The organism is Cognatundibacterium crateris, from assembly GCF_010078235.1.
Classification (GTDB): domain Bacteria; phylum Pseudomonadota; class Gammaproteobacteria; order Burkholderiales; family Burkholderiaceae_D; genus Undibacterium; species Undibacterium crateris.
This window is the reverse complement of record NZ_JAABOS010000001.1, coordinates 418343-442986: the sequence shown is the minus strand read 5'-3', so window position 1 is coordinate 442986 and position 24644 is coordinate 418343. Positions and strand designations below refer to the sequence as shown.

Sequence of the window (24644 nt, the reverse complement as noted above, 5' to 3'; positions counted from 1 at the left end):
CTTATGCCTATAAAGTCTCTTCGTACTACCTTGCTGGTTCTGACCTGGGTGCTGCTGTGTACAGCAACATGGGCGAACGCAGCAGCGATGCTGACACCCGCTATGCGCAATGCGCTCAGCGGCGACGATACCGATGCGCGCATACAGGCCGTCAGTCAACTGGCGGCCCAGGCTGATGTACAGGCTGTCGCCATCCTCAATGCGATGAAAAACGAAGCGCTGTATGCGAAAGACGACGCTTTATTTATCGTCGATGGAGAACGGGTTACCTCGCTGGCAGATGAACGTATCGTTGCACTGCCCGATGGTGCCGAGCCGATAGCGCTGAATAACCGTCTGCGTGCAGCGCTGGACAGTGCTTTATCTGGCATGAAGTTATTTTCCCCCGAACGGCGCATGCGCTTGCAAGCGGCACTGGATTTACAAAAAGAGGCGACGCCGGAACAGCTCCCTCTGTTGAATAAGGCCTATGTCAAAGAGACGGATGCAGAGATTGGCAATCTGCTGCAAATGCTGATTGCGACCGCCAATCTGCAGGCAGATGATCCGGCTATACGAAAAGCGGCTGTCAAAACTTTGGTTAACAGCTCGAATCCCAAGCTGATCCCGGTGTTGCAAGCAATGTTGGCACAACAAGCGGATGGCAGCTATGGTGAGGCGGATGAAGGCATACGTATCGCCGCGGTCACGACGCTGCATGCGATAGAAGCCCGGCTGGCCAGAATGGAGTTCGCCGGAAACCTGTTTTATGGCATCTCACTGGGCAGCGTGCTGTTGCTGGCCGCGCTCGGGCTGGCAATCACCTTTGGCCTGATGGGCATCATCAATATGGCCCACGGTGAATTACTGATGATAGGTGCCTACACCACCTATCTGTGCCAGCTGCTGTTCCGCACCTATTTCCCGGCTGCCCTGGATGCGTATCTGTTACTGGCCTTGCCCGCAGCCTTTCTGGTGTCTGGCGGAGTTGGGATCATTTTGGAACGCAGCGTAATCCGCTGGTTATATGGACGACCGCTCGAAACCCTGCTCTGCACCTGGGGCATCAGTCTGATACTGATGCAAGGTGTACGCTCCCTGTTCGGCGCACAAAATGTGGAAGTGTCCAATCCGGGCTGGATGTCCGGTGGTGTGACGGTATTGGGTTCGCTGGTCTTGTCGTATAACCGCCTGATCATTATCGCTTTCTCGCTGGCGGTGGTGCTGGCAGTCTGGCTGATCCTGAACAAAACCCGGCTCGGTTTGTTTCTGCGCGCAGTGACGCAGAACCGCCGTATGGCCGATTGTACCGGTGTGCCGACCGGGCGTATTGATATGCTGACTTTCGGCCTTGGTTCGGGTATCGCCGGACTGGGTGGCGTCGCGCTGTCGCAGTTGGGCAATGTCGGACCGGATCTGGGGCAAAACTATATCGTGGATTCTTTCATGGTGGTGGTGCTGGGCGGTGTTGGTCAGCTGGCGGGTACAGTGATCGCAGCTTTTGGCCTGGGGGAGTTGAATAAATTCCTGGAACCGGTGGCGGGCGCAGTCATGGCAAAAATCGTGATCCTGGTCTTTATCATTATCTTTATTCAGCGCAGGCCGCAGGGTCTGTTCGCACTCAAAGGCAGGAGCGTGGAATGAAGTCTCAACTATTTTCCCGTCCCGCATGGGCTGGCATCTTAGTCATTGCGGCTATTGCAGCAAGCTTACCCTTACTGAATCTGGTTTTTCCGACTGGCCATGCCTTGCATGTGTCCAGCTATGCGATTGCGATCATCGCCAAATTCATGTGTTATGCACTGGCTGCGATGGCCCTGGATCTGGTGTGGGGTTACACCGGCATCTTGTCACTCGGTCACGGTGTGTTTTTTGCGCTGGGCGCCTATGCACATGGTATGTATCTGATGCGGGCGATAGGTCGTGAAGGTGTGTATCAGAGTGATTTGCCCGATTTTATGGTCTTCCTGGACTGGAAAACCTATCCCTGGTACTGGTCGCTGACTGAGCACTTTTGGTATTGCATGCTGCTTGCAGTCATGGTGCCCGGGGTGCTGGCATTTGTGTTTGGTTATTTTGCGTTCCGCTCCAGGATTAAGGGGGTGTATTTTTCCATCATCACCCAGGCCATGACCTTTGCCTTTATGTTGCTGTTTTTCCGTAACAATACTGGCTTTGGCGGCAATAATGGCTTCACTGACTTTAAGCGCATACTGGGTTTCAGTCTGACTGAACCGTATACCAAGGCAGTGTTGTATCTGGTGACGCTGGGCATATTGCTGGCCAGCTTAATGCTATGCCGCTGGATCGTGAGCTCCAAATTGGGCCGGGTGTTGCAGGCGGTCAGGGATTCGGAATCACGCCTGATGTTCATCGGCTACGACCCTTTGTGGTTCAAGCTCTTCGTCTGGACCCTGTCTGCCATGTTGTGCGGTATCGCCGGTGCCCTTTACGTGCCACAGGTTGGCATGATCAATCCTTCGGAAATGTCGCCTGCCAATTCGATAGAAATGGTGATCTGGGCCGCAGTTGGTGGACGCGGCACCCTGCTGGGTCCGGTTATCGGAGCATTCACCGTGAATGGTCTGAAGAGCTGGTTCACCACGGCCTTTCCCGACCTTTGGCTGTATGCGCTGGGTTTGTTGTTCATCCTGGTTACGCTGTTTATGCAGCAAGGCATACTCGGTCTGATTGCGCAATTCAAAAAATCTAAGGAGACCGCATGAGCTATGTGATGAGTGGCATCTTGCGCCCGGGAGCGCAGTATGTGTCAGCGGTTGGCGATCAGGGCGTGTCGTATGGCCGGGTCAGACCTGAAGGTGTCGACACCCGCCATGGCGCCATTCTGTATCTGGAAGATGTGGTTGTCTCATTTGACGGCTTTAAAGCCATCAATCATTTGAATCTGGATATTTCAGTTGGTGAATTGCGCTGCATTATCGGCCCTAATGGCGCCGGAAAAACCACCATGATGGACGTCATCACAGGCAAAACCCGGCCCAGCTCCGGTACAGCCTACTTCGGGCAAAGCCTGGATCTGACCCGCATGACAGAAGTCGAAATCGCCCATGCCGGGATAGGCAGAAAATTTCAACGCCCTACCGTGTTTGAACAACATTCCGTGTTTGAGAATCTGGAACTGGCGATGAAGATGGATAAACGGGTCGGCACTACCCTGTTCGCGCGGCTTAACAGTGAGCAGCGCGACAAAATTGCTGCCATCTTGCAGTTGATTCGCTTGACCGGACAGGAGTCCAGACCGGCAGGCTTGCTGTCGCATGGACAAAAGCAGTGGCTGGAGATCGGTATGTTATTGATACAGGAGCCCCAGCTGATACTGCTCGATGAACCGGTGGCGGGTATGTCAGATGCTGAAACCGCCAGAACTGCCGAATTGCTCAATGAACTCCGGGGCAAGCATTCCATTATGGTGGTCGAGCATGACATGGGTTTCGTGGCTGAGATTGCACAGCAAGGCATAGTCACAGTGCTGCATGAAGGGGCTGTGCTGGCCCAGGGCAGCATGCAGCAGGTGCAATCGGATGACAGAGTCATCGAAGTGTATCTTGGTCGATGAACTGTCGCGCCTCGGATAAATCGGGGACGGACAAAGATAGCAGCCTCAGACGAATCATTTTCATGGAAAAATTATGCTGGAAGTAAAACAACTGCATCAACACTATGGCTCCAGCCATACACTGCGCGGGATTTCGCTATCGGTACAGCGCGGTGAATGTCTGACCCTGCTGGGACGCAATGGGGTAGGAAAAACCACGCTGTTGAAATGCCTGATGGGCGTGCTGCCTGCGTCCGGCGGCGACATTCTGTTTCAGGGAAAGTCGATATTACATCTGGCTCCGCATCAGCGCGCCCAGGCCGGCATCGCATATGTACCGCAAGGCCGGGATATTTTTGCCCGTTTAAGCGTTGAAGAAAATCTGCTGATGGGCATGGCGACGCTGCCTGCTGCGCGTGCGAAAACCATCAAAGCAGAAGTGTATGAATTATTCCCGGTACTCAAGGAGATGCTGCACCGGCGCGGCGGCGATTTATCGGGCGGTCAGCAACAGCAGCTTGCGATTGCGCGCGCCCTGCTTGCCGAGCCTAAACTGATTATTTTTGATGAACCCACCGAGGGCATACAGCCCTCCATCATTAAAGACATTGCGCGCGTGATTCGCTTGCTGCGCGAGCGTGGAGAGATGGGCATTATTCTGTGCGAACAATACTTTGATTTTGCGCGTGAGCTGGCCGATCATTTTGTGGTGTTGTCGCGTGGAGAGGTAGTTGCCTCAGGTTCGCAACAGATAATGGATAGCGATGAGGTCAAACGCCATCTGGCGGTCTGAGATGCTTAAACATGTGTCAGATCCCGGCAACTGCAGTGTGACAATATCTTGCCATTAAATTAAAACGCAGTATATTTGTAAAACTGCCAAATCATTTGGCGCGAAGCAATTCACCTTAACTGTCTTAGGATGATGTTATGCGCTGCTATTCTTACCGCTATTCTTACCGCTCTGCCTTGCTCACTTTGATGCTTAGCGCACTGTGCATCGAATCTCAGGCAACGACACATTCCCTAGGCATACAACGCAAGCTCTATGGCGAATCTATCGCCTATGACATGAATGCTTCCGGTCAGGTAGCTGCGGTGATCAAGGAAAAAAACGGCATTTCACATGCAGTCGTTCTCGATAAAGGCAAACTGACGCGCCTGGAAGGCGATGGCGAGTCTGAAAGTGAAGCCAAACGTATCAATGAAAAAGGCGAAATCATCGGTTCGGCTAAGCGCGATGGAATTTGGCGCGCATTTATATACAGTAATGCCAACGGCAGGCGTGAAATTGCCAGCCTTGGCGGTCGCCACAGCTATGGCGCTGCCTTGAATAACAGCGGTACTGCAGTCGGTTTTTCTGATACACCAGATGGCGACTGGCATGCGTTTATTCAGAAAGATGGTAAAGCGGTACAAGATCTGGGCACCCTGGGCGGTAAAGTCAGTTACGCCAGCAGCATCAATGCGCGTGATCAGGTTGTCGGTACCGCGATGGATAGCGAGGGTTACCGCCATGCGTTTCTGTATGATGAAGCGACAGGTATGCGCGATCTGGGCACCCTGGGCGGAAAACTCAGCACCGCCACCGCACTGAACGACCATGGCGTAGTCGTCGGTTCTTCCGAAACCAAAGACAGGCGCTGGCATGCTTTCATCCACGATGGCACACGCATGGTAGATCTGGGTGCAAAAATCGGATTTGGGGACAGCTTTGCGACCGGCATCAATAATCAGGGCCATGTGGTTGGTATCGTCGACGTGCCGGATATGCGCCTCGCTTTTGTCTGGCGTGACAATAAGATGATTTTGCATCCTAGCGGGAAAAGCCTGTATCTGACGAATGCCATCAATAATCAGGGTCATGTGATCGGTGCCAGCTATGACCGCGGATTGAACGCTGCTACCATGCCATCGAATTCCGTGCCATTTGTGGATTATGGCGGCAGTAAGATACTCGGTTTTAATATGGTCTTTTTCGGCCTGGCATTGCTGATGGCGATTTTCAGAAAGCGGCTCAAAGGGATTTTCTACTCTGATCGTTTGCCAGGCTGAGTCAGAAAAGCTTTGGAAAAAATCAAAAATTCCGAACAGCCGCTCGAAGTAGCACTTATTTGTTGTTACCAGCCTTCCCTGCGCCTGATTTGCTGAGTAAAGTCTTCATCGCATTTTCTTCAAACAAATCCGCCTCTTCGATATAACCATGTACCGTGCCATCAAAACGCCAGCCACCCTGGCGTTTGATGTCGCGGAAACTGGCGCCGGCACGATAAGCGCTGGTCGCCATGCCGCGTCGCAGACTGTGACTGCTGAAGCCTGTTGTCTCGCCCAGACCGCAATTGGCCGCATGTTTTTTTAAGATAGTATTCATGCTGGCTGGATGCAGGCCTGCTGTTGCGACTTGCTGCCATTGATTAATGCCGCGAAAAATCAGGCCTTGCGTAATACCCGCGGCGGCCAGCCAGACTTTCAAAGCGCGCGCAGCGCAACAGATATGTTCACCGTAAGGGATGGCTTTGCTTATCCCCTCCCCACTTTGATCAGTCTTAGAGCGTGGTAGCAAGATGCGTATACCGGCTTTTTCCCACTGTATGTGTTCGACTCGCAAACTCACCAGCTCAGAACGCCGGAAGCCGCCGAAAAAGCCGAGCTGCAACAAAGCGCTGTCACGCCGCGCGCTGAGTTCATCCCGGCTGTCCAGATAAGTGACCAGCACCTCTAATTGCTCCAGCTCTAAGGCCTTGGCTTTCTTTTTGGGCTTGCCGCTGACGCGCTGTATGCCGGTCAGTAATTTGCGTAGCCCGCTATGCGCGGTCGGATCGGCGAAGCCTTGATGGTGATGCCATTGCGAAAGTGCCGTCAATCGTAATGCCAGGGTCCGTGGATTCAGCTGTTCAGCATGCGCAAGCAGGTAATTTCGAATTTGATCTTCACTCGCAGGCAATACGCCGCCCCACTTCAAGAAGTGACGCACCGCAGACTGATAGGTACGCCTGGTGTTGTCTGAACTGGCTGCCTGAATATAAGCCGCCTGACGCAAAGCCAACTCCCCTGCCCTGCCATTTGCGATCGTTATACCCGCTTTCTCCTCGGGAAGGATGGCATTTTCCTGGTTTGATTGCGGCGTGAGCTTCATTTTGTGGCGAAAATTCCGAACATGGGGTTTTGTTTTTCTGCAGCCAGGCGTTACACCTGAATTTGCCTCTTATTCGATTATAACACACGATAATATACATTATCGAATCTTATATTTTGTTTCTATAAATTGAATTTTTATAGATAATTAATGTACTATTACGTATTACGTAATAACACATTTTATTCGAGGATATCATGGCTAGAGCTGGCATACTGTATTCAGATGTAGTCCGCGCAGCGACCGAATTGCTGGCGACGGGAAAAACGGTGACGGTCGACAATGTGCGAAAAGCCATGGGTGATACCGGCAGCAAAAGCACGATTGCGCCCTATCTGAAGCAATGGAAAGAAAGCCAGGAAGGCGAAGCACGCTTGCAGCAAGCCAGCCTGCCCGAGGGCTTGCTGAATCAGGTCAAAGCCTTGTATGCAACGTTACAAGAAGACGCAGCGCTGAATATGCAGGCGCAAGAGGCGGAATTTGCAGAGAAAGAAGCGGACTTTGCGTCGCAACGCGCCACATGGCAGACCGAGCAACAGCAATTGCATGCAGCAGCTGAACAATTTCGCTCAGAGCTGGCGGAATGGCGACAGTCGACTAGAGATGCAGAAAGGCAATGCACGCATCTGTCGCAGTCATTGCAACAGCTACAGGCTGAGCATCAGGCGCTATTGCAGCGTTTCACTGACAAGGAACAGCAAGTGACTGAATTGAAGCAGCAAAATACGCAGCAACTCAGGCAATTCGAGCATTTGCAGCAAGCAGCACTGACTCAGCGCCAGGAAGAAAGAGCAAGCTTTGAGGCCAGGTCATCACATTTAGAAGTGCAGCTGCAGCATGCCCACCAGCAACTGCAGGCATTGCAAGAGCAATTTGCGCGTCAAAGCTCTGAGCAATCGAGTCTGATGCAATTGTATGAAGCACTATTGAATAGCCATCAGCAACTAAAACTCAGCGCAGAACAAGACAAGCTCAGCCTGCAAGAGTTGCAGTTTACGATCAGGTTGCGCGATCAGGAATTGGCTGGAATGGCGGAAAAGACGGCGTTCAGCGAGCAAAAACGCCAGCAATTGCATGACGAGCTGCAAATAACACGCCACATGCATGCACAGCAAGAAAAACAATGTCGTAAATTAGAGCAAGAACAACAGGAAATGCGTGAATTGCATGAAGTAGAAAGACGTCAGTACGAAGCCAGCCTGCTGAAGCTGACGCAGGAAATGCAAAGAGAAATGGCAGTTGCAGCAGCCAGACTCGCAGCCACCCATCAAGGCAAATAAAGCAGCCTGATGCTATGCAGCGCCTTTTTATTGATGCAGATCATTTGTCCCAGCGATGAGGCCTGCATTTTTAACCTGCGATATAGAAGTGTTGTACACTGAGTGATATTGAGATATATTCTCATTATCATTTAGAAGTGGAAAAGACCAGTAATTTGTTATGTCTGCGTAAAGTCTGTTGTTTATTGTTCGCACAGCAATCAAGTTTTTATCCGCTTCCCTCACCCTACTTTGGAATGGCTCTCTATGAAAGCTTTTTTGAACGGCGTCCCCACTACGCTGGACCGCTTGCGTGTTGGTACCCAGGCGGTTGTGACCGATGTCAGCAGTCAGCAGCATGATCAGCCTGGAAGCCATACTGAAATTGCCCGCCGCTTGAAAGAGCTGGGTTTTGTCAGTGGTGAAACGGTGCAGATCTTGCACAAGGGATATTTTGGTGGTGAGCCGCTGGCGGTTCGGGTTGGTCAATCCACTTTTGCTTTACGACATTTTGAAGCTGCACTGATAGGTGTAGCTCTGCCTGGTAGCTGCTAATGACAAGTTCCACCCTCGCCTCACCCCGTATTGCCCTGGTAGGAAATCCCAACTGTGGGAAAACTGCATTATTTAACCGCCTGACTGGCGCACGCCAAAAGGTCGCCAATTACGCTGGTGTCACCATAGAAAGAAAAGAAGGTAAGTTTACTTCTCCTTCCGGTCGCCACTGGCAGGTCTTGGATTTACCTGGCACTTACAGTCTGCATGCGATTACGCCGGACGAAAAAATCACCGAAGAAGTCATTACCGGGCAGCGCGCCAATGAAGCGTTGCCGGATGCGGTACTGTGCGTGGTTGATGCCAGCAATCTCAAGCGCGGCTTGCGTTTGGTATTTGAATTAAAAAGCCTGAATCTGCCTTGCATACTGGCTGTCAACATGATGGACGTGGCGCGCCGCCACCACCTGGAAATTGATGTGGCTGGCCTGCAAACAGAGCTTGGCATCCCAGTCGTGGAAACAGTCGCAGTTGATAGTCATGGCATAGATAGTTTGCTTGGTGAACTCGAAGTTTTGGCGCAACAGCTTAGCATTGTCCAACGCGACTTGCCGCTGGCATTGGACAAGCAGACGCCGGAGGCTATTCAGGCGCAAGTCAATGCAGTGCTCGATAAATGCGTGCGCAGCCCAGCCGCGCAACAGGCAGAATTGCACAGGCTCAGTTTCCGCATCGATCAGTGGGTATTAAATCCCGTAATCGGCCCCTTTATTTTCGCGCTGCTGATGTTCCTGGTATTCCAGGCCGTATTTGCCTGGGCCCAGATTCCTATGGAATTCATCAAGTCCAGCATGGAAGCTTTTGGTACGCTGGTAGAAACCCATATGCCTGAAGGCATGTTGCAGGGTTTGCTGGTCAAGGGTGTGATCGGCGGTGCCGGTAGCGTGCTGGTGTTTTTGCCGCAAATTATCATCCTGTTCTTCTTCATCCTGGTAATGGAAGATTCCGGTTACTTGCCACGTGCTGCGTTTTTATTGGACAGAGTGATGGGCAAAGTTGGTTTGTCTGGCCGCGCCTTTATTCCCCTGTTATCCAGTTTTGCCTGCGCCATTCCGGGCGTGATGGCGACCCGTACCATACAAAACCCGCGTGATCGTCTGGTCACGATCATGATTGCACCGCTGATGACCTGCTCTGCCCGTCTGCCGGTGTATGCCTTAATCATTGCCGCCTTCATCCCTGAGCGAGAAGTGTTGGGCGTGCTCAGTCTGCAAGGCCTGGTGTTGTTTGCGCTTTATCTGGCAGGGATCGTTTCGGCAATGTTAGTGGCACTGGTATTCAAGAAAAAATGGGGTAGCTCAGAAAAGCATCCGCTGATGCTGGAATTGCCTGACTACCGCCTGCCAAATGGCCGCAATCTTTTACTGGGATTATGGGAACGCGTGAAGATTTTCACCACCCGTGTCGGGACTATCATTCTTTCCCTGATGGTCTTGCTGTGGTTCCTGAGCAGCTTCCCCGGTGCACCGGAAAATGCCACTCAGCCTGCGATTTACTACAGTATTGCCGGCTATCTGGGACGTATGCTGGAAGTGGTGTTTGCGCCTATCGGTTTTAACTGGCAAATTTGTATTGCGCTGGTTCCAGGACTGGCGGCGCGTGAAGTTGCGGTCGCAGCCCTGGGTACAGTGTATGCGTTATCACAGAACGGCGATGAACTGGCACACTCACTGGAACCGCTGATCGCCCAATCCTGGAGCTTGCCAACCGCATTGTCTTTATTGGCCTGGTACGTGTTTGCACCGCAATGTATCGCGACCCTGAGCGTGGTCAGACGTGAGACGAATACTCTGCGCTATCCACTGCTGATGGCGGCTTACCTGTTCGGTCTGGCATACACCGCTTCATTTATCACTTATCAGGTGTCGCGTTATTTATTGGGAAGCTGATATGCTGCAGACCATTATTACGATTACTCTGGTTTTTCTGGCTGCCGCGTATTTATTACTGAAGTGGTTGCCAGGGCCATGGGCGACTCGTTTGCACTTGCGTCTGCAGGTGACATCTCCAGCACTGGCAAGCCGTTTTCGTGCGCTGTCCCGCACATGTGGTGACAGCTGCTCATCCGGCTGCGGCGGCTGCGCATCTTCCTCAGGCAGCACACCAGCTGCGACCGATCTATCCGTCAAGCATCAGCCCGGATCGGTGATCTATATGAAGAAACAGTGATCCTTTCGCGCTAAACACGCGCTATCTCCCGGGATTGATAGCCAAATGCATTGCTCTCGGGTATGCTTTCCAGAAATTATCATTCAGCATTTGTTTGAATGAAAAACTGATGGAGACGCAGTAGTATGTTTGCCAGTATTTACGATAAAACTGATAAAGGGCGACAAGAAATCGCAACCAGGCAATTCCAGTTACAAAACCGTTTACGTACGCTGTTGGTGATGGTGGATGGTAAACAAAGTGCAGCTGAATTATTGCGCAAAGTTCAGGCTTTGGGTCTGGATGAAAATAGCGTACAGGAATTGATCGATGGGGATTTCATTGCCCCGCTAATAGACAGCGCTGAAGCTGAGTTTGCCGCTCCAACTACGCAGGACGCGCCTGAGCCTATTCAGCATCCGCAGGGACAGGCTGATCATTCCGCAGCATTGACTTCTGTCTCAGATGTCCCGTTGCCGGAATTGTCCGGTGCTGAGCAATTCCAGGCGGTATACCGGTTTTTCAATGAAACGATCAAGGCAAATCTGGGCTTTCGCGGCTTTGCCTTGCAGCTCAAGGTAGAGCGCGCCGGTAATCTGGACGACTTTGAGCACTTACGTATTCCTTTTCTGGAAGCTGTGATGAAGGCCAAGGGGCGTGATTTTGCACGAAACTTGCGCGACCAGCTGGATATTCTGCTCTATCAGGGACGGCAAATCCAAGGGGTCACTGTACTGGACGATGATTAATTTCTCATCCAGACTATGTCTGTCGCCCTAAGCAACTAACAACCTCATGTCGCGCGCCCAACGCCTTCTTGATCTGATTCAAATTTTGCGCAGTCACCGCTTTGCGGTGACTGGTGCTGCACTGGCATCCGAACTTGGTATCAGTCTGCGCACTTTGTATCGCGATATCGCCACGCTGCAGCAACAAGGTGCGCATATTGAGGGGGAACCGGGGCTGGGTTATCTAATGCGGCCCGGCTTTATGCTTCCTCCCCTGATGTTTTCAGAAGAAGAAATAGAGGCCTTGGTGCTGGGGTCGCGCTGGGTCGCTCAAGGTACTGATCAGCAGCTAGGCTCCGCAGCGCAAAGCGCGCTCGCCAAAATTGCGGCAGTTTTACCCAATGAGCTCAGGCATACCCTGGACGCTTCTACTTTGCTGATTGGCCCCAAGACTGCCAGTCATGGCGGAGACGCTGAACTGCGACAAATCCGCCAAGCCATTCGCTCCGAGCGAAAATTAGAGATGCGCTATTGCGACCTCAAAGGCAAGCCCTCGCAGCGCACCATATGGCCTTTTGCACTCGGCTATTTCGATAATGTGCAAGTCCTGGTTGCCTGGTGTGAAGCGCGCGAGGATTTTCGGCATTTCCGCACCGATCGCATTGTATCGCTACTGCTTACGGATCAGCACTATCCGAGGAGGCGCCAGGCATTGCTCAAGGATTGGCGCGAAAATGAAGGTATAAACGAAGGCATGCCAGAGCAGTAAGCTAAGGCTGGCGGTATATTGAACAATTCCTTTTTGGTGCATTGCTTGCCCTGAAAACGCTTTACATCCTGCATCATTTCTCTACAACGGTGGCCATGTATTGCAAAGTCACCCGTTGCACAAAATCACTCCCCCAAGAAAAATATTGCCTGATGTGGCAGGCATAAACAGATCAATAGCTGCGCAGCAATTTGTGCTCTAAGAAATTTGTACGTCTCCTTCAGAGCAATTTAACGCAATTTGAATGCCTATCCCGGCTTTGCACTGAGCTAATTCGCCGTTAAAGAATGGACGTATTGCTTAGTCCATCACGAACAAGTCAATTTTAGGTTTAGGCAAATAAAATTATCCTTGCCAATCCATATTGCACCAACTCGGAAACTATATTTCCTTAAATGATGCCGCATTGATTTGCTTAAAACTTAATCAGTTATGCCTTATACATATGAAATTGAAATTTACTTTGAAGAAGATATTTACTATTAATAATCAAGTACTTACGAATGGTTAAAGATTCTTAAAAAGCGATCTTTTCAACTTGACGATGAATTGTTGGCGACTGATACTTCGGCCTGGGCAAACTTGCTGAAAAGCAGGGACGCAAAGCCTCCGGCCTAATGTCTGAAAAGATTATGGTAGCGGGGTTACCGGTTAGATGTGATCGATCATTGTTATTCCTCAAGATCGTGCAGCAACATTTATCCGACTGCGTCTGTCCTTTGTTGAAAACCACAAACACAAAGGAAATAAATTGAAAATTTACACGCTACAAAATCCAGTCATCAATACTGCCAAGCTTTCCGCAGCCTTGCTCTTCGACAGCTATCCCATCATTGCAGATCTCATTATCGATGATGACAGCGACAAAATTGCAGTGCAATAACATCGCTGCATAGCAAAAAAAATCAATGCAAACACTAGGACTTCCGCAAAATCGTCCAGCCTCGAAATCAATGTCGCAGGTAACAGCTCCTTTAATACAAGGCGATGTAGCGGAAAATTATCGACAAGCAGCGCAGTGCGTGTTTGCGAAAGTCCTAATGACTACCAACTATATTTTAGGAATTCCAGTACATGTTTTATTCAGATAGCAAATTCAATCAAGCAAACACTTCTACATCAACTCATTTTGCTAACGCTGCCAAAAAAAGCAATGCGCTTGGCATGCTGTCTACAATGGCGCTGGCTGCCATGCTGTGTGCATGCGGTGACGGTAGTCTTGACCTGAGCGCACAAAATAATAAGCGTACTGCAGCATCCGCATCAGACGATCCATTTGCTGAAGCCCAAGCTGCAGATGCACCACTCGCTGTGTCAACAGCTTCAGCTGCATCCAGCACATCGCTCGCTGCATTAGCTCCAGCCAACTCCTCAATCATAGAAACGCCACCAGGATCAGGATCGCCACTGAAAAATTGCTATGCCGGTGGTGTGACCAATTACCTCGGAGAGGATGATCCGTTTTACGAAAATACTTGGGCGCTCAAAAATACTGGTGCATCGCAACTTGTTTCCGCTTTCAAAAACAACGGTGTGGCCGGCATCGATGCGAATGTGGAAAACGTCCATAAAAACGGTAAGGGCTGTACCGGCAAGGGCGTGCAAATCGCCATCGTCGACAGCGGATTAGAAATTGATCATGACGACTTAATGGCCAATGTTGTGCCTGGCAAATCCTGGAATTTCAGAGACAATGACGACGACCCTAGCCCAATAAAATATTCTGATGTCAGTGACCATGGTACTGCCGTAGGCGGAATTGCGGCGGCGCGCGGCTGGAATGGTGAAGGTTCACGCGGTATCGCACCGTTTGCCTCACTGGTTGGTTACAACATCTTAAGTGCCAACAATAATCCGCGTATCAGCCAAAGCAATATGTACTATCTGGCATTTGGCGCGCATACCCTCGCAGATAAGAAGAACGCCATTGTGAATACGTTTGGCGCGCGCGCCGATAATACGGCGATTTTTAACTTTAGTGCCGGAAGCGGCTATGCCGCACCCGCGACCGTGAGCGAAATTGCACCAGCGACCGTTTCAGCGAAATGGGGAACAACAAATCTACGCGGTGGCTTGGGGGCCGTCTACTTTCAGTCATCAGGCAATGCCTATACCGATATCAGGAAAGCTTCATTACCAGACGGTAGCAGAATGGATGTCAATTGCGAAGTCAGCTTAAATGCGGATCGTAGCATTATAGGTGGCGTATTTTCGAATATGAAGGGCATGAGCTGCGGCAATCTGAATCACGAGTCTGGTTTCAAACCCTATTTTTACAATATTGCCGCCATGCACAATACAGGCAAAGCTGCTTCGTATTCGTCCAGCGGTGCAGCCAATTGGGTAAGTGGTTTCGGTGGTGAATACGGCACGGAAGAAGCCGCCATGATTACCACCGATAACAGCACTTGCGCCAGTGGTAAAAACAGTGTCAACAATAAGAACAATTTACTTGCGAGATTCAAAGCTGGTACTTTGGGCAAATTGGTGGCTGATTTCTTCAACGCCGAAGATTCCAAGGATCCTGGTTGTAACTACACCGGACGCATGAACGGCACTTCTGCAGCCACGCCCAGTGTGGCAGGTGTAGCTGCATTGATGTTAGAGGCCAACCCTAAACTGACTGCGCAAGATATTGGCTATATCCTGGCAAAAACTGCTAAGAAGGTCGACGATGATATTGCCAGCGGTGCGAGAAAAGTGCATTTCACACCATTTGGCAGCAGATTTTCCTGGCCTTTAGACTTCCCTTGGAGTGTAAATGGCGCAGGTTTTCACTTTCAGAATCGTTATGGCTTTGGCATGGTAGATGCTGATGCTGCAGTGCGCATGGCTAGTAACTATACCGCACCAAGTGGTCGACGCGCTGCTCCCTTGGAAGCCACGGGTAAAGCTGCACAACTGGTAGAAGTAGATAAGGTGGGCATGCATGTTGCTAAAGTGAAATTTTCCACGACAGATGCCGTGACCGGCGCTATACGCCTGGACTTAACGCTGAGCAATGAATCCGATGGAGATCTGAATCCTGGTCAACTGCAATTCGTGATAGAAAATACAGCCACCGGCACAAAATCTATCGTCATGCCCGCCTTTAGTTCTTGGTATGTAGGTGGAAAACAGTTCCCTATCGCGGAAGGCGGAAAGAAAAAGTTCCGTTTCCATACGAATGCATTTTATGGCGAAAAATTGAATGCCACCTTTAAGGTAACTGTTATTGATTTCTCAACTCAATCCAGAGATTTGAACTTCACGCCTAAACTCACTTCTTTCAGTATGTAAGGCTGGCCACTGCACCAGCATATCGTTTTGAAGCGAAGGCGGACAGCAGTTTGCTTGTGCAGCCTTGTAACAGATACTCACCCGACTTGCACACATTGCGCTGTGCAAGTTCAGGTTGGTGATGTGCCGTGACATCCTTAATTGTATTTTCTGCGCTATGCCCGACAAGTAGTGTGCGGCTGGTGATCAATAATTGAAGAAACATTCTCTATGAAAAAAATCGCATTCATCCTGTTTTCTATTCTGTTTATTACGCTGATCAGCTTGCGCCTGTCTGATGCGCCAATCGCTGGCACGTCATACACGGATAATGCTGGCTCCGTACCCGCTGCTATCTCTACGTCGGGGATAGCAGCGATGGCAAATGCCACCTTGTCGTCAGCAAGCAATTCTGAGCTGAAGCCGAAGGCAGCAATCAATCAACATGAACCACAATTAGACCGACGCTTAAGCGAAAGCAAGCCAGTTCTGATCGAAGGTCAATCCTGGCAGGTGCTGGGAACGCGCCAAGTCAATCAAGACAATGTAAATCAAACCATTCTGGTTTTACGAGATACTGCCAGCGGCCAATTGGATTTCTACCAGTCCGGACTTCGTTTTGTACTCAAAGATGGTGTGGACTATGAAACGTTCATCAGTTCCCGTCCAAATGCCAGGCGCGTGTTTGTCAATCCTCTATATGGCGAGATCGCATTGGACGCGAGCTACATCGCTGCCGAATACCAGGCACTGGCGCAAGATTCGCGTGTACTGCAAGTAATGTTTTTGCCGCTGGAAAACAAGCCTGAGGCACATTAAGAGTCGGTAGGATGGAATCAGGCAGAGATGGCGCCGTAGTCAGCTGCAGGTGGAGCTAAGGCTACTGACAGAAACTGACAGTAGCCAGTCTTATGATGCTGAGTACCGGGCCAGAAACCCGTACCTTTTTATTCACCACTCGTCTGTAACACTGCGGAGGCATTTTATGACCGATCCTAACTTCATTCTTTTGTACGTCAACAGCCCGGAAACCAGCGCCCGTTTCTACGCGGATTTATTGGGCAAGTCTCCCTTAGAATCCTCCCCTACTTTTGCGCTATTTGCGCTTTCTTTCGGCATGATGCTGGGCTTATGGAGTCGCCATACTGTAGAGCCATCGGTGCCTGCGCACGGGCTTGGCGGTGAATTAGCGTTTGCACTGGGCAGCGATCAGGAAGTGGATGAACTGTATGCGAGCTGGTGCACACGCGGGTTGGCGATTGCCCAAACACCGACGCAGATGGATTTTGGCTATACCTTTGTAGCGCTGGATCCGGATGGCCATCGCTTGCGTGTGTTTGCGCCGACTGAGCACTGAGCAGTCAAGTACACGCGTATGCAAAACAAAAAAAGCCAGGCGAACCTGGCTTTTTTTGTATAGGACAGAAACTTAAGCCATTAAGACTCGATGCCCTGGCTGTTCAGATACTCTTCATAGCTGCCCTGGAAATCGATAATTTCTTTATCTTTGATTTCCAGAATGCGGGTCGCCAACGAGGAGACAAATTCACGGTCATGCGATACGAAAATCAGTGTGCCTGCATATTTTTCCAGAGCCACGTTGAGCGACTCGATGGATTCCATATCCATATGATTGGTCGGTTCATCCATCAGCAAGACATTGTGACGACCAAGCATCAGCTTGCCGTACATCATGCGTCCTTTTTCACCACCGGACAGCACTTTGACCGATTTTTTCACATCATCACCACCAAACAGCAAACGGCCAAGAATGGAGCGTACCGCCTGATCATCGTCGCCTTCCTGCGTCCACTCGCCAATCCAGTCAGTCAGGTTTTTATCGACCGCGAATTCTTCGGTAGGATCCTGAGGCATATAGCCCACATTGGCGTTTTCAGCCCATTTTGCCACGCCATGATCTGCCTCCAGACCTGCGATGTCTGTGCCGCCTATGCAGCGCAGCAGCGTCGTTTTACCCGCGCCGTTGGCACCGATAATCGCGACTTTTTCGCCGGCTTCCACCATCAGATCAAAGCCGCTGAACAGCGTGCGATCGTATTTTTTGGTCAAGCCCTGGACTTCTACTGCCAGACGATGCAATTTCTTTTCACCGTCAAAGCGGATGAAAGGATTCTGACGGCTGGATGGTTTGAATTCTTCGATCTTGATCTTATCGATCTGTTTAGCGCGCGAAGTAGCCTGACGCGCCTTGGATTTGTTAGCCGAGAAGCGACGCACGAAGTCCTGCAATTCAGCCACTTTCTCTTTGGCTTTCGCATTGTTGGCCAATTGCTGCGCACGTGCCTGGGACGATGCCAGCATGTAGTCATCGTAATTGCCAGGATAAATTTTCAGCGTGCCATAATCCATATCCGCCATGTGGGTACATACCTGATTCAGAAAGTGGCGATCATGGGAAATGATGATCATGGTGCAGTTGCGCTGATTCAGTACTTCTTCCAGCCAGCGAATGGTATTGATGTCCAGGTTATTGGTTGGTTCGTCCAGCAGCAGAATGTCAGGATTAGAGAACAGCGCCTGAGCCAGCAACACACGCAGCTTCCAACCTGGGGCAACTGCACTCATAGGGCCCTGATGCTGATCAATCGGTATGCCTACGCCCAACAGCAACTCACCGGCACGTGCTTCAGCCGTATAGCCATCGTATTCTGCAAACTTGGCTTCCAGATCAGCCGCTTTCATGTAGTCTTCATCCGTTGCTTCCGGATTCGCGTAGATCGCATCGCGTTCAGACATTGCGGCCCACATCTCGGTATGCCCCATCATGACCACATCGAGTACGCGCATTTCTTCGTAGGCAAACTGATCCTGGCGTAACTTACCCAGACGCTCATTCTGATCCAGCATGACGGTACCGGAGGACTGTTCCAGATCGCCACCCAGGATTTTCATGAAAGTGGACTTGCCGCAGCCATTGGCGCCAATCAGACCATAGCGATTGCCTTCGCCAAACTTAACTGAGATGTTTTCAAACAGTGGCTTGGGGCCAAACTGCATGGTGATATTAGCTGTTGAGAGCACTGAAGAACCTTTTGCAATAGAAAGTGAACTGATTTGCGTCCAGCAGGCGCTGCATAGAGCCGCGTGATCTGTAGGATACAAAGCAATTACGAATGGGATTTAACCTTGCATTATAACATCGCTTGCGGGTGTCATATGGCAAAAAGACGGGGAGCCAGCATGGACTCCCCGTCTTTAGTATTTGATTCTGCCTGCTGATTGGCGCAGGCAAGCAGGCTCAGGCTTGCAGTATTTCAGGCAATGCGAGTACCACCGCCAGCAATAAGGCTAATTCTTGTCCATTGAACAGGTTTTGTTCAAAAGCTTCAGAGTCGATAATCCCGACTACTGCGCCCTGTTCATTGAGCAAAGGCAGGCAGGCTTCCGCTTTTACTTTCGGGTCACAGGTGTAGTATTCGCCGCCGCCAGCAACATAGCTGGCAACATCATTGATAATCCTGCCGCGCCCGGATAAACCCACGGTGCTGTTGTTACTGATCGCGGCAAATTCCGGCGTCAGTGGAAATTCTGCACGTGACGCAGCGCCGAAGTAGGCCAGCTTCATCAACACCGCATCCGCAGCTGCCCGTTCGTGCTTGCGGTACACGCCAAACCAGTGGCTGGCACTGCGGGCCTGATAAAACTGAACCAGTGCAGTCACTTTTTGCAGCATCTGTGTATTTTGGGCATTGATGCCACCCAGTGCACTGGCCAGATCAAAAGGTTGCGCCGCTAACTGCCCAAACAAAGAACAGGCACCACCCTCACCTAACTCTGGCACCTGATACTGCCATTGCACATCGATTGCGTCACTGTGCGCCAATGTCAGATTCAGGTCTGCAGCATAAGCCGCAACTTGTTGTTCAAATTCCGTATTCGCTGCATATTGCTGAAGGCCGCTGCGTTCTAAATAAGTACTCAGGTTCATAGTGCAAGTTGAATTAATCGATGTGGGTAAAATTCGGCTAAAGCGCATAGCGGCATGATTGTGCAGCCGGATTGTGTTGGATTGCCTGCGCAAAACAGCGACAGAACAGATGCCAGCATTGCGCGAAGAGTCTAGCAGAAATGCTCAGATATTGCCTGGCAGATAAATCAGCCACATAAAAAAGCCTCCTGCAGTTCTGCAGGAGGCCAGGAGTTGAATCAGCTGATGAAGCTGGCTCAGTTCTCGGTTTCAGCTTCTGTTTTAGTTAAAGGTTTTACCTTCTGCTGCGAGCTTAGCCAGTAACGGCGCGGGTTTCCAGGCCTCGCCGTGACGACCCTTGGCGTATTTTTCCATCGCTCTCACCACATTACTCAGACCTACAGTGTCGGCATAAAACATAGGGCCGCCGGTATGCAGCGGGAAGCCATAGCCCGTCAGATAGACCATGTCGATATCGGAAGCACGATTGGCGATGCCCTCTTCAAGGATATAGGCAGCTTCGTTAACCAGCGCATAAATCAGGCGCTCCGTGATTTCCTGATCGCTGATTTTTCTGCGCTCTACGCCGATATCGGATGAATGTTTAACGATCATCTCATTGACCACTGCCGATGGATAAGGCTTGCGGTCACCCGGTTTATAGTCATACCAGCCAGCGCCGGTTTTCTGACCGAAGCGCCCCATTTCACACAGCAAATCAGCGGTTTTCGAATACACGATATGTGGTTTCTCCACATAACGGCGTTTGCGGATATACCAGCCTATATCGTTACCAGCCAGATCACCCATACGGAACGGGCCCATCGCGAAACCGAGTTTTTCAACGGCCTTGTCGACTTGCTCAGGAGTGCAGCCCTCTTCCAGCAAATACCCGGCCTGACGGCTGTACTGTTCTATCATGCGATTACCGATGAAACCATCGCAGACGCCGGATACCACGCCGGTTTTGCGGATTTTTTTCGATAAAGCCATGACCGTTGCCAATACGTCTTTAGCGGTCAGTTTGCCTCTGACGATTTCCAGTAACTTCATCACATTGGCCGGGCTGAAGAAATGCGTACCGATCACATCCTGAGGACGCTGGGTGAAAGCGGCGATCTGATCCACATCCAGCGTGGATGTATTGGACGCCAGTATCGCTCCCGGCTTCATGACCGCATCCAGTTGTTGAAACACTTGCTGCTTCACCGACATGTCTTCAAATACGGCTTCAATCACGATGTCTGCCTGGGCGATTTCCTGATAATCCAGCGTGCCACTGATCAGCGCCACACGCTGCTCAAACTTCTCTTGCGTCAGTTTGCCTTTTTTGAGCGTATTCTCGTAATTCTTACGGATAGTCGCCAGGCCCTTGTCCAGCGCTTCCTGTTTCATTTCCAGGATGCGTACCGGAATGCCTGCATTTGCAAAATTCATCGCAATGCCGCCACCCATGGTGCCAGCGCCAACCACAGCCACCGATTTAATGGTGCGTACCGGCGTGTCGTCTGGCACATCCGGCAGCTTGCTGGCCGCGCGTTCTGCGAAAAACGCATGGCGCAAGGCTTTTGATTCTGTGGTTTGTACCAGCTTCAGGAATAACTCGCGTTCAAACTGTATGCCATCGTCAAATTTCTTGCTGACCGCTGCAGCGACTGCCTCCACGCAGGCCAGAGGCGCCGGGAATGGGCCAGACATCGCTTTGACGGTGTTTCGGGAAAACTGCAGGAAAGCTTCGTAGTTAGGGTAGTCAATGCGGATATCGCGCACTTTAGGTAAAGGACGGACGGCAGCCACCTGATTAGCAAATGCGGTGGCGGCAGTCATCAAATCCCCTTCGGCGATTTGATTAAACAGCGCTGTCTGCGCCAGTTTTTCTGAGTTCACCGGATTGCCGGAAACAATCATATTCAACGCTGTCTCAAGCCCGACTACACGTGGCAGGCGCTGCGTGCCACCGGCGCCAGGCAAGATGCCGAGCTTCACTTCTGGCAGTGCAATCTGCGCACCCGGACTCGCAATACGGTAATGACAGCCCAGCGCCAGCTCCAGTCCTCCACCCATGCACACGCTGTGGATCGCGGCGATGACGGGTTTTTCTGCTTCTTCCAGTACGCTGATCACGGTATGCAGGCTGGGCTCTGCAAAGGCTTTCGGTGAATTGAATTCCTTGATATCCGCGCCACCTGAAAATGCTTTTCCGGCGCCGGTAATGATGATGGCGGTGACGGTCGCATCTTCCTGCGCACGGCCGATGCCTTGCACGATGGCCTGGCGGGTCGCGTGACCCAGACCATTGACCGGTGGATTATTCAGGGTAATGACAGCCAGATTGCCCTGTACTTGATATTCAGCGCTCATGTCTCTTCCTCAGCTTTGTTGGATAGATTGGATGTGTTAGCTCAGATCTTAATGCCGGCCATTCTACGACTCGTGTTGGATGCATTTTGCATTGCGCCAGCAAAGCCTGTTCCGGTCTGAGCCTGACTATACCTTAAAAATAGTACGATCGTATTATTTATTGTTTTTAATGGATGAAAAATTTTCGGACGATGAATATACAGAAATTACATTTCATACTTCCAGCCATTCCTGACGTATGCGCTGATCTTGCTTTAAGTCCGCCGGACTGCCTTCAAACACAATGCTGCCATGCCCCATCACATACACACGTTGCGATATATCGAGCGCAATTGCCAGCTTTTGCTCCACCAGCAAGACGGATATGCCTTTTTGCCGCAAGGTCATCAGGTATTCGGCCACCAGATCAACAATTTTCGGTGCCAGTCCTTCTGTGGGTTCATCGATCATAATCAGATCAGGATCACCCATCAGGGTACGGCACAAGGTCAGCATTTGCTGTTCACCGCCTGACATCACGCCAGCCTGCGTATGCTGGCGTTCCTTCAAGCGCGGAAACATCTGATACATATCGTCGATCTGCCAGCGTGAAGAAGCGGTTTTGCCCGATTTTTCACCCAGGCGCAAATTTTGCTCTACCGTCAGGGTAGGGAAAATATCGCGGTTCTCCGGCACATAGCCCAAGCCTTTATGGGCAATTTCAAATGCCTTCAGCCCTAACAACTGCTGGCCTTTAAACAGCACAGAACCACGTGCATCCACCAGGCCCATGGCTGCTTTAACGGTAGTCGAGCGTCCGACGCCATTGCGTCCGAGTAAACTGACAATCTCACCCGCGCCAACATGCAGATTCACGCCGTGCAGCACATGACTTTTACCGTAAAACGCATTTACATCGCGGAGCTCAAGCAAATGGCTCATACCTGTTCTCCTGTGTGGGCGTGGCCGCCCAGATAGGCTTCTTTTACCTGAGGGTTATTTCGGATATTCTGTGGCGTATCGCAAGCGATCACCTGCCCATACACCACTACCGCAATCTGGTCAGCCAGGCCGAACACCACACTCATATCGTGCTCCACCATGAGCAGCGTTTTTCCAATTGTGACACGACGTATCAGCTCGACCGCCGCATCCGACTCTGAGCGGCTCATACCAGCGGTAGGTTCATCGAGCAGGATGACTTGTGCACCACCGGCAATTGTGATGCCGATTTCCAGCGCACGTTGCTCCGCATAGGTCAGCGAGCCGGCAATGACGTCGCGCCTGCGTTTCAGGCCTATCTCTTCCAGTACTTGCTCGGCCTGATCACTGACCTTATTCAAGGCATTCAGGCGGTGCCAAAACGAATAACGGTAGCCTAAGGACCACAAAACGGCACAGCGCAGATTTTCAAATACGCTGAGCCTGTGAAAGATGTTGGTGATCTGAAAGCTGCGCGACAGACCGCGCCGGTTGATTTGATATGGCGCGAGGTTGGCGATGCTCTCACCATTCAAGCGTATATCGCCACCACTGATACCAAAGCGCCCCGAAATCAGATTGAATAAAGTCGATTTGCCTGCCCCATTCGGGCCGATGATGGCAAACCTCTGGCCAGCCGGAACCTGCAGACTGGCACCACGGATAATTTCGGCTTGCCCAAAGCTTTTTCTGACATCCTGTAATTCCAAAGCGAAGCTCATGCCTGCGACCTCCTGATTTTATCTTCTATCTCTGTATTAATGAGGCTCCAGACTTGCATATAGGGTTTGCTGAAGAAAAAGAAACCAGCCGCTCCGGTCAGCAAGACCAGCATGGCAATCGCCCAGTCCTGCCAGCTTTGCACAGAAAGCGTCATGCCGAGCAAATGCAATACCGGTTCTGCAGCCTGCTCCAGCGAGCGCTGATACAACATTTCTATCAGCATGACTAAGCCACAAAAAGCGACTACACAGCTCAGGCTGACTTTAAGCAAAGGCAAGGCAATACGGCGCAGCATGCCATGTGCCATCACACGTAACTGCAACATGATCAGGCTGGCGATGCCACCAGGGGCAAACATCACGATCAGTATGAAAAACAGCCCAAGATACAATTGCCAGGCCTTGGTCAGATCGGACAACATCACAGTCAGGAAGACGCCTATCACTGCACCTATCATCGGCCCAAAGAAAAAACCTATACCACCGATGAAAGTGAACAGCAGCACCGCACCTGAGCGCACGGCACTGACATTTTCAGCGGTCACAATTTCAAAATTAATCGCTGATAAACCACCGGATACGCCTGCAAAAAATGCCGATACAATCAGCGTCAGATAACGTACCCACTGCGTGTTATAGCCGACAAATTCGGCACGCTCCGGATTGTCGCGCACTGCATTACAGATACGTCCCAGCGGGGTATGGGTGAATGCAAACATGGCGACGGTAGACATAAACAACCAGACCGCGATCAGGTAGTAGACCTGTATCTGGGGGCCGAAATTGATGCCGAATAAGGCTTCGCCATACACCCGGTTAGACGAAACACCGCCTTCTCCGCCGAAGAATTTAGGAAACATCAGCGAGCAGGCAAACACCAGTTCCACCATACCCAGCGTGATCATGGAAAAAGTGGTGCCGGATTTTTTGGTCGTCACATAACCAAACAAAATGCCGAAAGCCATCCCTGCCAGGCCACCTATCAAGGGGATCAGGGGCAGCGGCACCGGAATGTGCCCGGCACTGGCCAGGTTCATGGCATGAATCGCGAAGAATGCGCCGAGTCCGGAATACACCGCATGTCCAAAAGACAGCATGCCGCCCTGCCCCAGTAACATATTGAAGGACAGACCGAATATCATCACGGTGCCGATCTGTGACAGCAGTGAGAGCGCAGCACCATGTGTGAACAGCTTAGGCGCGGCCAGTAACAGCAGCGCGAAACTGCTCCAGATCAGCCAGCGCGCCAGATTCAAAGGCTTATATCTTATTGTCGTCAGCATCG

Annotated in this window: 21 protein-coding genes and 1 riboswitch; of the genes, 14 read left to right on the top strand and 7 right to left on the bottom strand. The window is 51.1% G+C overall.

The window, feature by feature from the left end:
* Window positions 1-3 precede the first annotated feature (3 nt).
* The 5 genes from urtB to EYB48_RS01880 all read left to right on the top strand — a co-directional run bounded on the left by urtB (window position 4) and on the right by EYB48_RS01880 (window position 5590).
* Window positions 4-1623: an urea ABC transporter permease subunit UrtB gene (gene urtB, locus EYB48_RS01900; protein WP_162018577.1), complete on the top strand. Its 1620-nt coding sequence runs from the start codon at window positions 4-6 to the stop codon at window positions 1621-1623.
* Window positions 1620-2705 carry an urea ABC transporter permease subunit UrtC gene (urtC, locus tag EYB48_RS01895; RefSeq protein ID WP_162018576.1) on the top strand — a complete coding sequence of 362 codons (1086 nt, stop codon included), beginning with the start codon at window positions 1620-1622 and terminating at the stop codon, window positions 2703-2705. The genes urtB and urtC overlap by 4 nt, the downstream gene beginning before the upstream one ends.
* Window positions 2706-2713: 8 nt before the next feature.
* Window positions 2714-3556 (top strand): urea ABC transporter ATP-binding protein UrtD, encoded by an 843-nt coding sequence (gene urtD, locus EYB48_RS01890; RefSeq protein ID WP_235934871.1) that lies wholly within the window; start codon window positions 2714-2716, stop codon window positions 3554-3556.
* A 73-nt stretch (window positions 3557-3629) separates the two neighbouring features.
* Entirely contained in the window at window positions 3630-4328 is a 699-nt protein-coding gene (gene urtE / locus EYB48_RS01885; RefSeq protein WP_162018574.1) for an urea ABC transporter ATP-binding subunit UrtE, read from the top strand.
* A 137-nt stretch (window positions 4329-4465) separates the two neighbouring features.
* Window positions 4466-5590 carry an HAF repeat-containing protein gene (locus tag EYB48_RS01880; protein WP_162018573.1) on the top strand — a complete coding sequence of 375 codons (1125 nt, stop codon included), beginning with the start codon at window positions 4466-4468 and terminating at the stop codon, window positions 5588-5590.
* Between the two features lie 55 nt (window positions 5591-5645).
* Here the strand turns inward: EYB48_RS01880 and EYB48_RS01875 are convergent, their stop codons facing one another.
* Complete coding sequence (locus EYB48_RS01875) at window positions 5646-6671, bottom strand: tyrosine-type recombinase/integrase (protein WP_162018572.1); 1026 nt, start codon at window positions 6669-6671, stop codon at window positions 5646-5648.
* A gap of 197 nt (window positions 6672-6868) precedes the next feature.
* Here EYB48_RS01875 and EYB48_RS01870 point away from each other — a divergent pair, with 197 nt between their 5' ends.
* The 9 genes from EYB48_RS01870 (at window position 6869) to EYB48_RS01835 (ending at window position 16745) form a co-directional block, all read left to right on the top strand.
* The gene (locus EYB48_RS01870; protein WP_162018571.1) at window positions 6869-7951 is read left to right on the top strand and encodes a DNA-binding protein; all 1083 of its coding nucleotides are present in this window, start codon (window positions 6869-6871) and stop codon (window positions 7949-7951) included.
* Window positions 7952-8197: 246 nt separating this feature from the next.
* The gene (locus EYB48_RS01865) at window positions 8198-8485 is read left to right on the top strand and encodes a FeoA family protein (RefSeq protein WP_162018570.1); all 288 of its coding nucleotides are present in this window, start codon (window positions 8198-8200) and stop codon (window positions 8483-8485) included.
* Window positions 8485-10374 carry a ferrous iron transporter B gene (feoB, locus tag EYB48_RS01860; protein WP_162018569.1) on the top strand — a complete coding sequence of 630 codons (1890 nt, stop codon included), beginning with the start codon at window positions 8485-8487 and terminating at the stop codon, window positions 10372-10374. The genes EYB48_RS01865 and feoB overlap by 1 nt, the downstream gene beginning before the upstream one ends.
* A gap of 405 nt (window positions 10375-10779) precedes the next feature.
* Window positions 10780-11382 carry a hypothetical protein gene (locus tag EYB48_RS01855; protein WP_162018568.1) on the top strand — a complete coding sequence of 201 codons (603 nt, stop codon included), beginning with the start codon at window positions 10780-10782 and terminating at the stop codon, window positions 11380-11382.
* A 46-nt stretch (window positions 11383-11428) separates the two neighbouring features.
* On the top strand, window positions 11429-12130 hold the full coding sequence (locus EYB48_RS01850) for a helix-turn-helix transcriptional regulator (RefSeq protein ID WP_162018567.1): 702 nt from the start codon (window positions 11429-11431) through the stop codon (window positions 12128-12130).
* 565 nt (window positions 12131-12695) lie between these two features.
* Window positions 12696-12782: riboswitch (cyclic di-GMP riboswitch) on the top strand.
* 99 nt (window positions 12783-12881) lie between these two features.
* Complete coding sequence (locus EYB48_RS19350) at window positions 12882-13013, top strand: hypothetical protein (RefSeq protein WP_268895108.1); 132 nt, start codon at window positions 12882-12884, stop codon at window positions 13011-13013.
* A 191-nt stretch (window positions 13014-13204) separates the two neighbouring features.
* On the top strand, window positions 13205-15409 hold the full coding sequence (locus EYB48_RS01845) for a S8 family serine peptidase (protein WP_162018566.1): 2205 nt from the start codon (window positions 13205-13207) through the stop codon (window positions 15407-15409).
* Between the two features lie 210 nt (window positions 15410-15619).
* Entirely contained in the window at window positions 15620-16207 is a 588-nt protein-coding gene (locus tag EYB48_RS01840; RefSeq protein ID WP_162018565.1) for a hypothetical protein, read from the top strand.
* A gap of 166 nt (window positions 16208-16373) precedes the next feature.
* Complete coding sequence (locus EYB48_RS01835; RefSeq protein ID WP_162018564.1) at window positions 16374-16745, top strand: VOC family protein; 372 nt, start codon at window positions 16374-16376, stop codon at window positions 16743-16745.
* Between the two features lie 80 nt (window positions 16746-16825).
* On the opposite strand, the gene EYB48_RS01830 is transcribed toward EYB48_RS01835, so the two are convergent.
* From EYB48_RS01830 to EYB48_RS01805, 6 genes are all read right to left on the bottom strand, one after another.
* Entirely contained in the window at window positions 16826-18430 is a 1605-nt protein-coding gene (locus tag EYB48_RS01830) for an ABC-F family ATPase (protein WP_162018563.1), read from the bottom strand.
* A gap of 217 nt (window positions 18431-18647) precedes the next feature.
* On the bottom strand, window positions 18648-19337 hold the full coding sequence (locus EYB48_RS01825; RefSeq protein ID WP_202927630.1) for a hypothetical protein: 690 nt from the start codon (window positions 19335-19337) through the stop codon (window positions 18648-18650).
* Between the two features lie 261 nt (window positions 19338-19598).
* A complete protein-coding gene (locus EYB48_RS01820; RefSeq protein ID WP_162018561.1) occupies window positions 19599-21677 on the bottom strand; it encodes a 3-hydroxyacyl-CoA dehydrogenase NAD-binding domain-containing protein in 2079 nt (692 codons plus the stop codon).
* A 213-nt stretch (window positions 21678-21890) separates the two neighbouring features.
* Window positions 21891-22598 (bottom strand): ABC transporter ATP-binding protein, encoded by a 708-nt coding sequence (locus EYB48_RS01815; protein WP_202927629.1) that lies wholly within the window; start codon window positions 22596-22598, stop codon window positions 21891-21893.
* Window positions 22595-23359 carry an ABC transporter ATP-binding protein gene (locus EYB48_RS01810; protein WP_162018560.1) on the bottom strand — a complete coding sequence of 255 codons (765 nt, stop codon included), beginning with the start codon at window positions 23357-23359 and terminating at the stop codon, window positions 22595-22597. Before EYB48_RS01810 ends, EYB48_RS01815 begins: the two co-directional genes overlap by 4 nt.
* Window positions 23356-24642: a branched-chain amino acid ABC transporter permease gene (locus tag EYB48_RS01805; RefSeq protein ID WP_162018559.1), complete on the bottom strand. Its 1287-nt coding sequence runs from the start codon at window positions 24640-24642 to the stop codon at window positions 23356-23358. The genes EYB48_RS01810 and EYB48_RS01805 overlap by 4 nt, the downstream gene beginning before the upstream one ends.
* Window positions 24643-24644 lie beyond the last annotated feature (2 nt).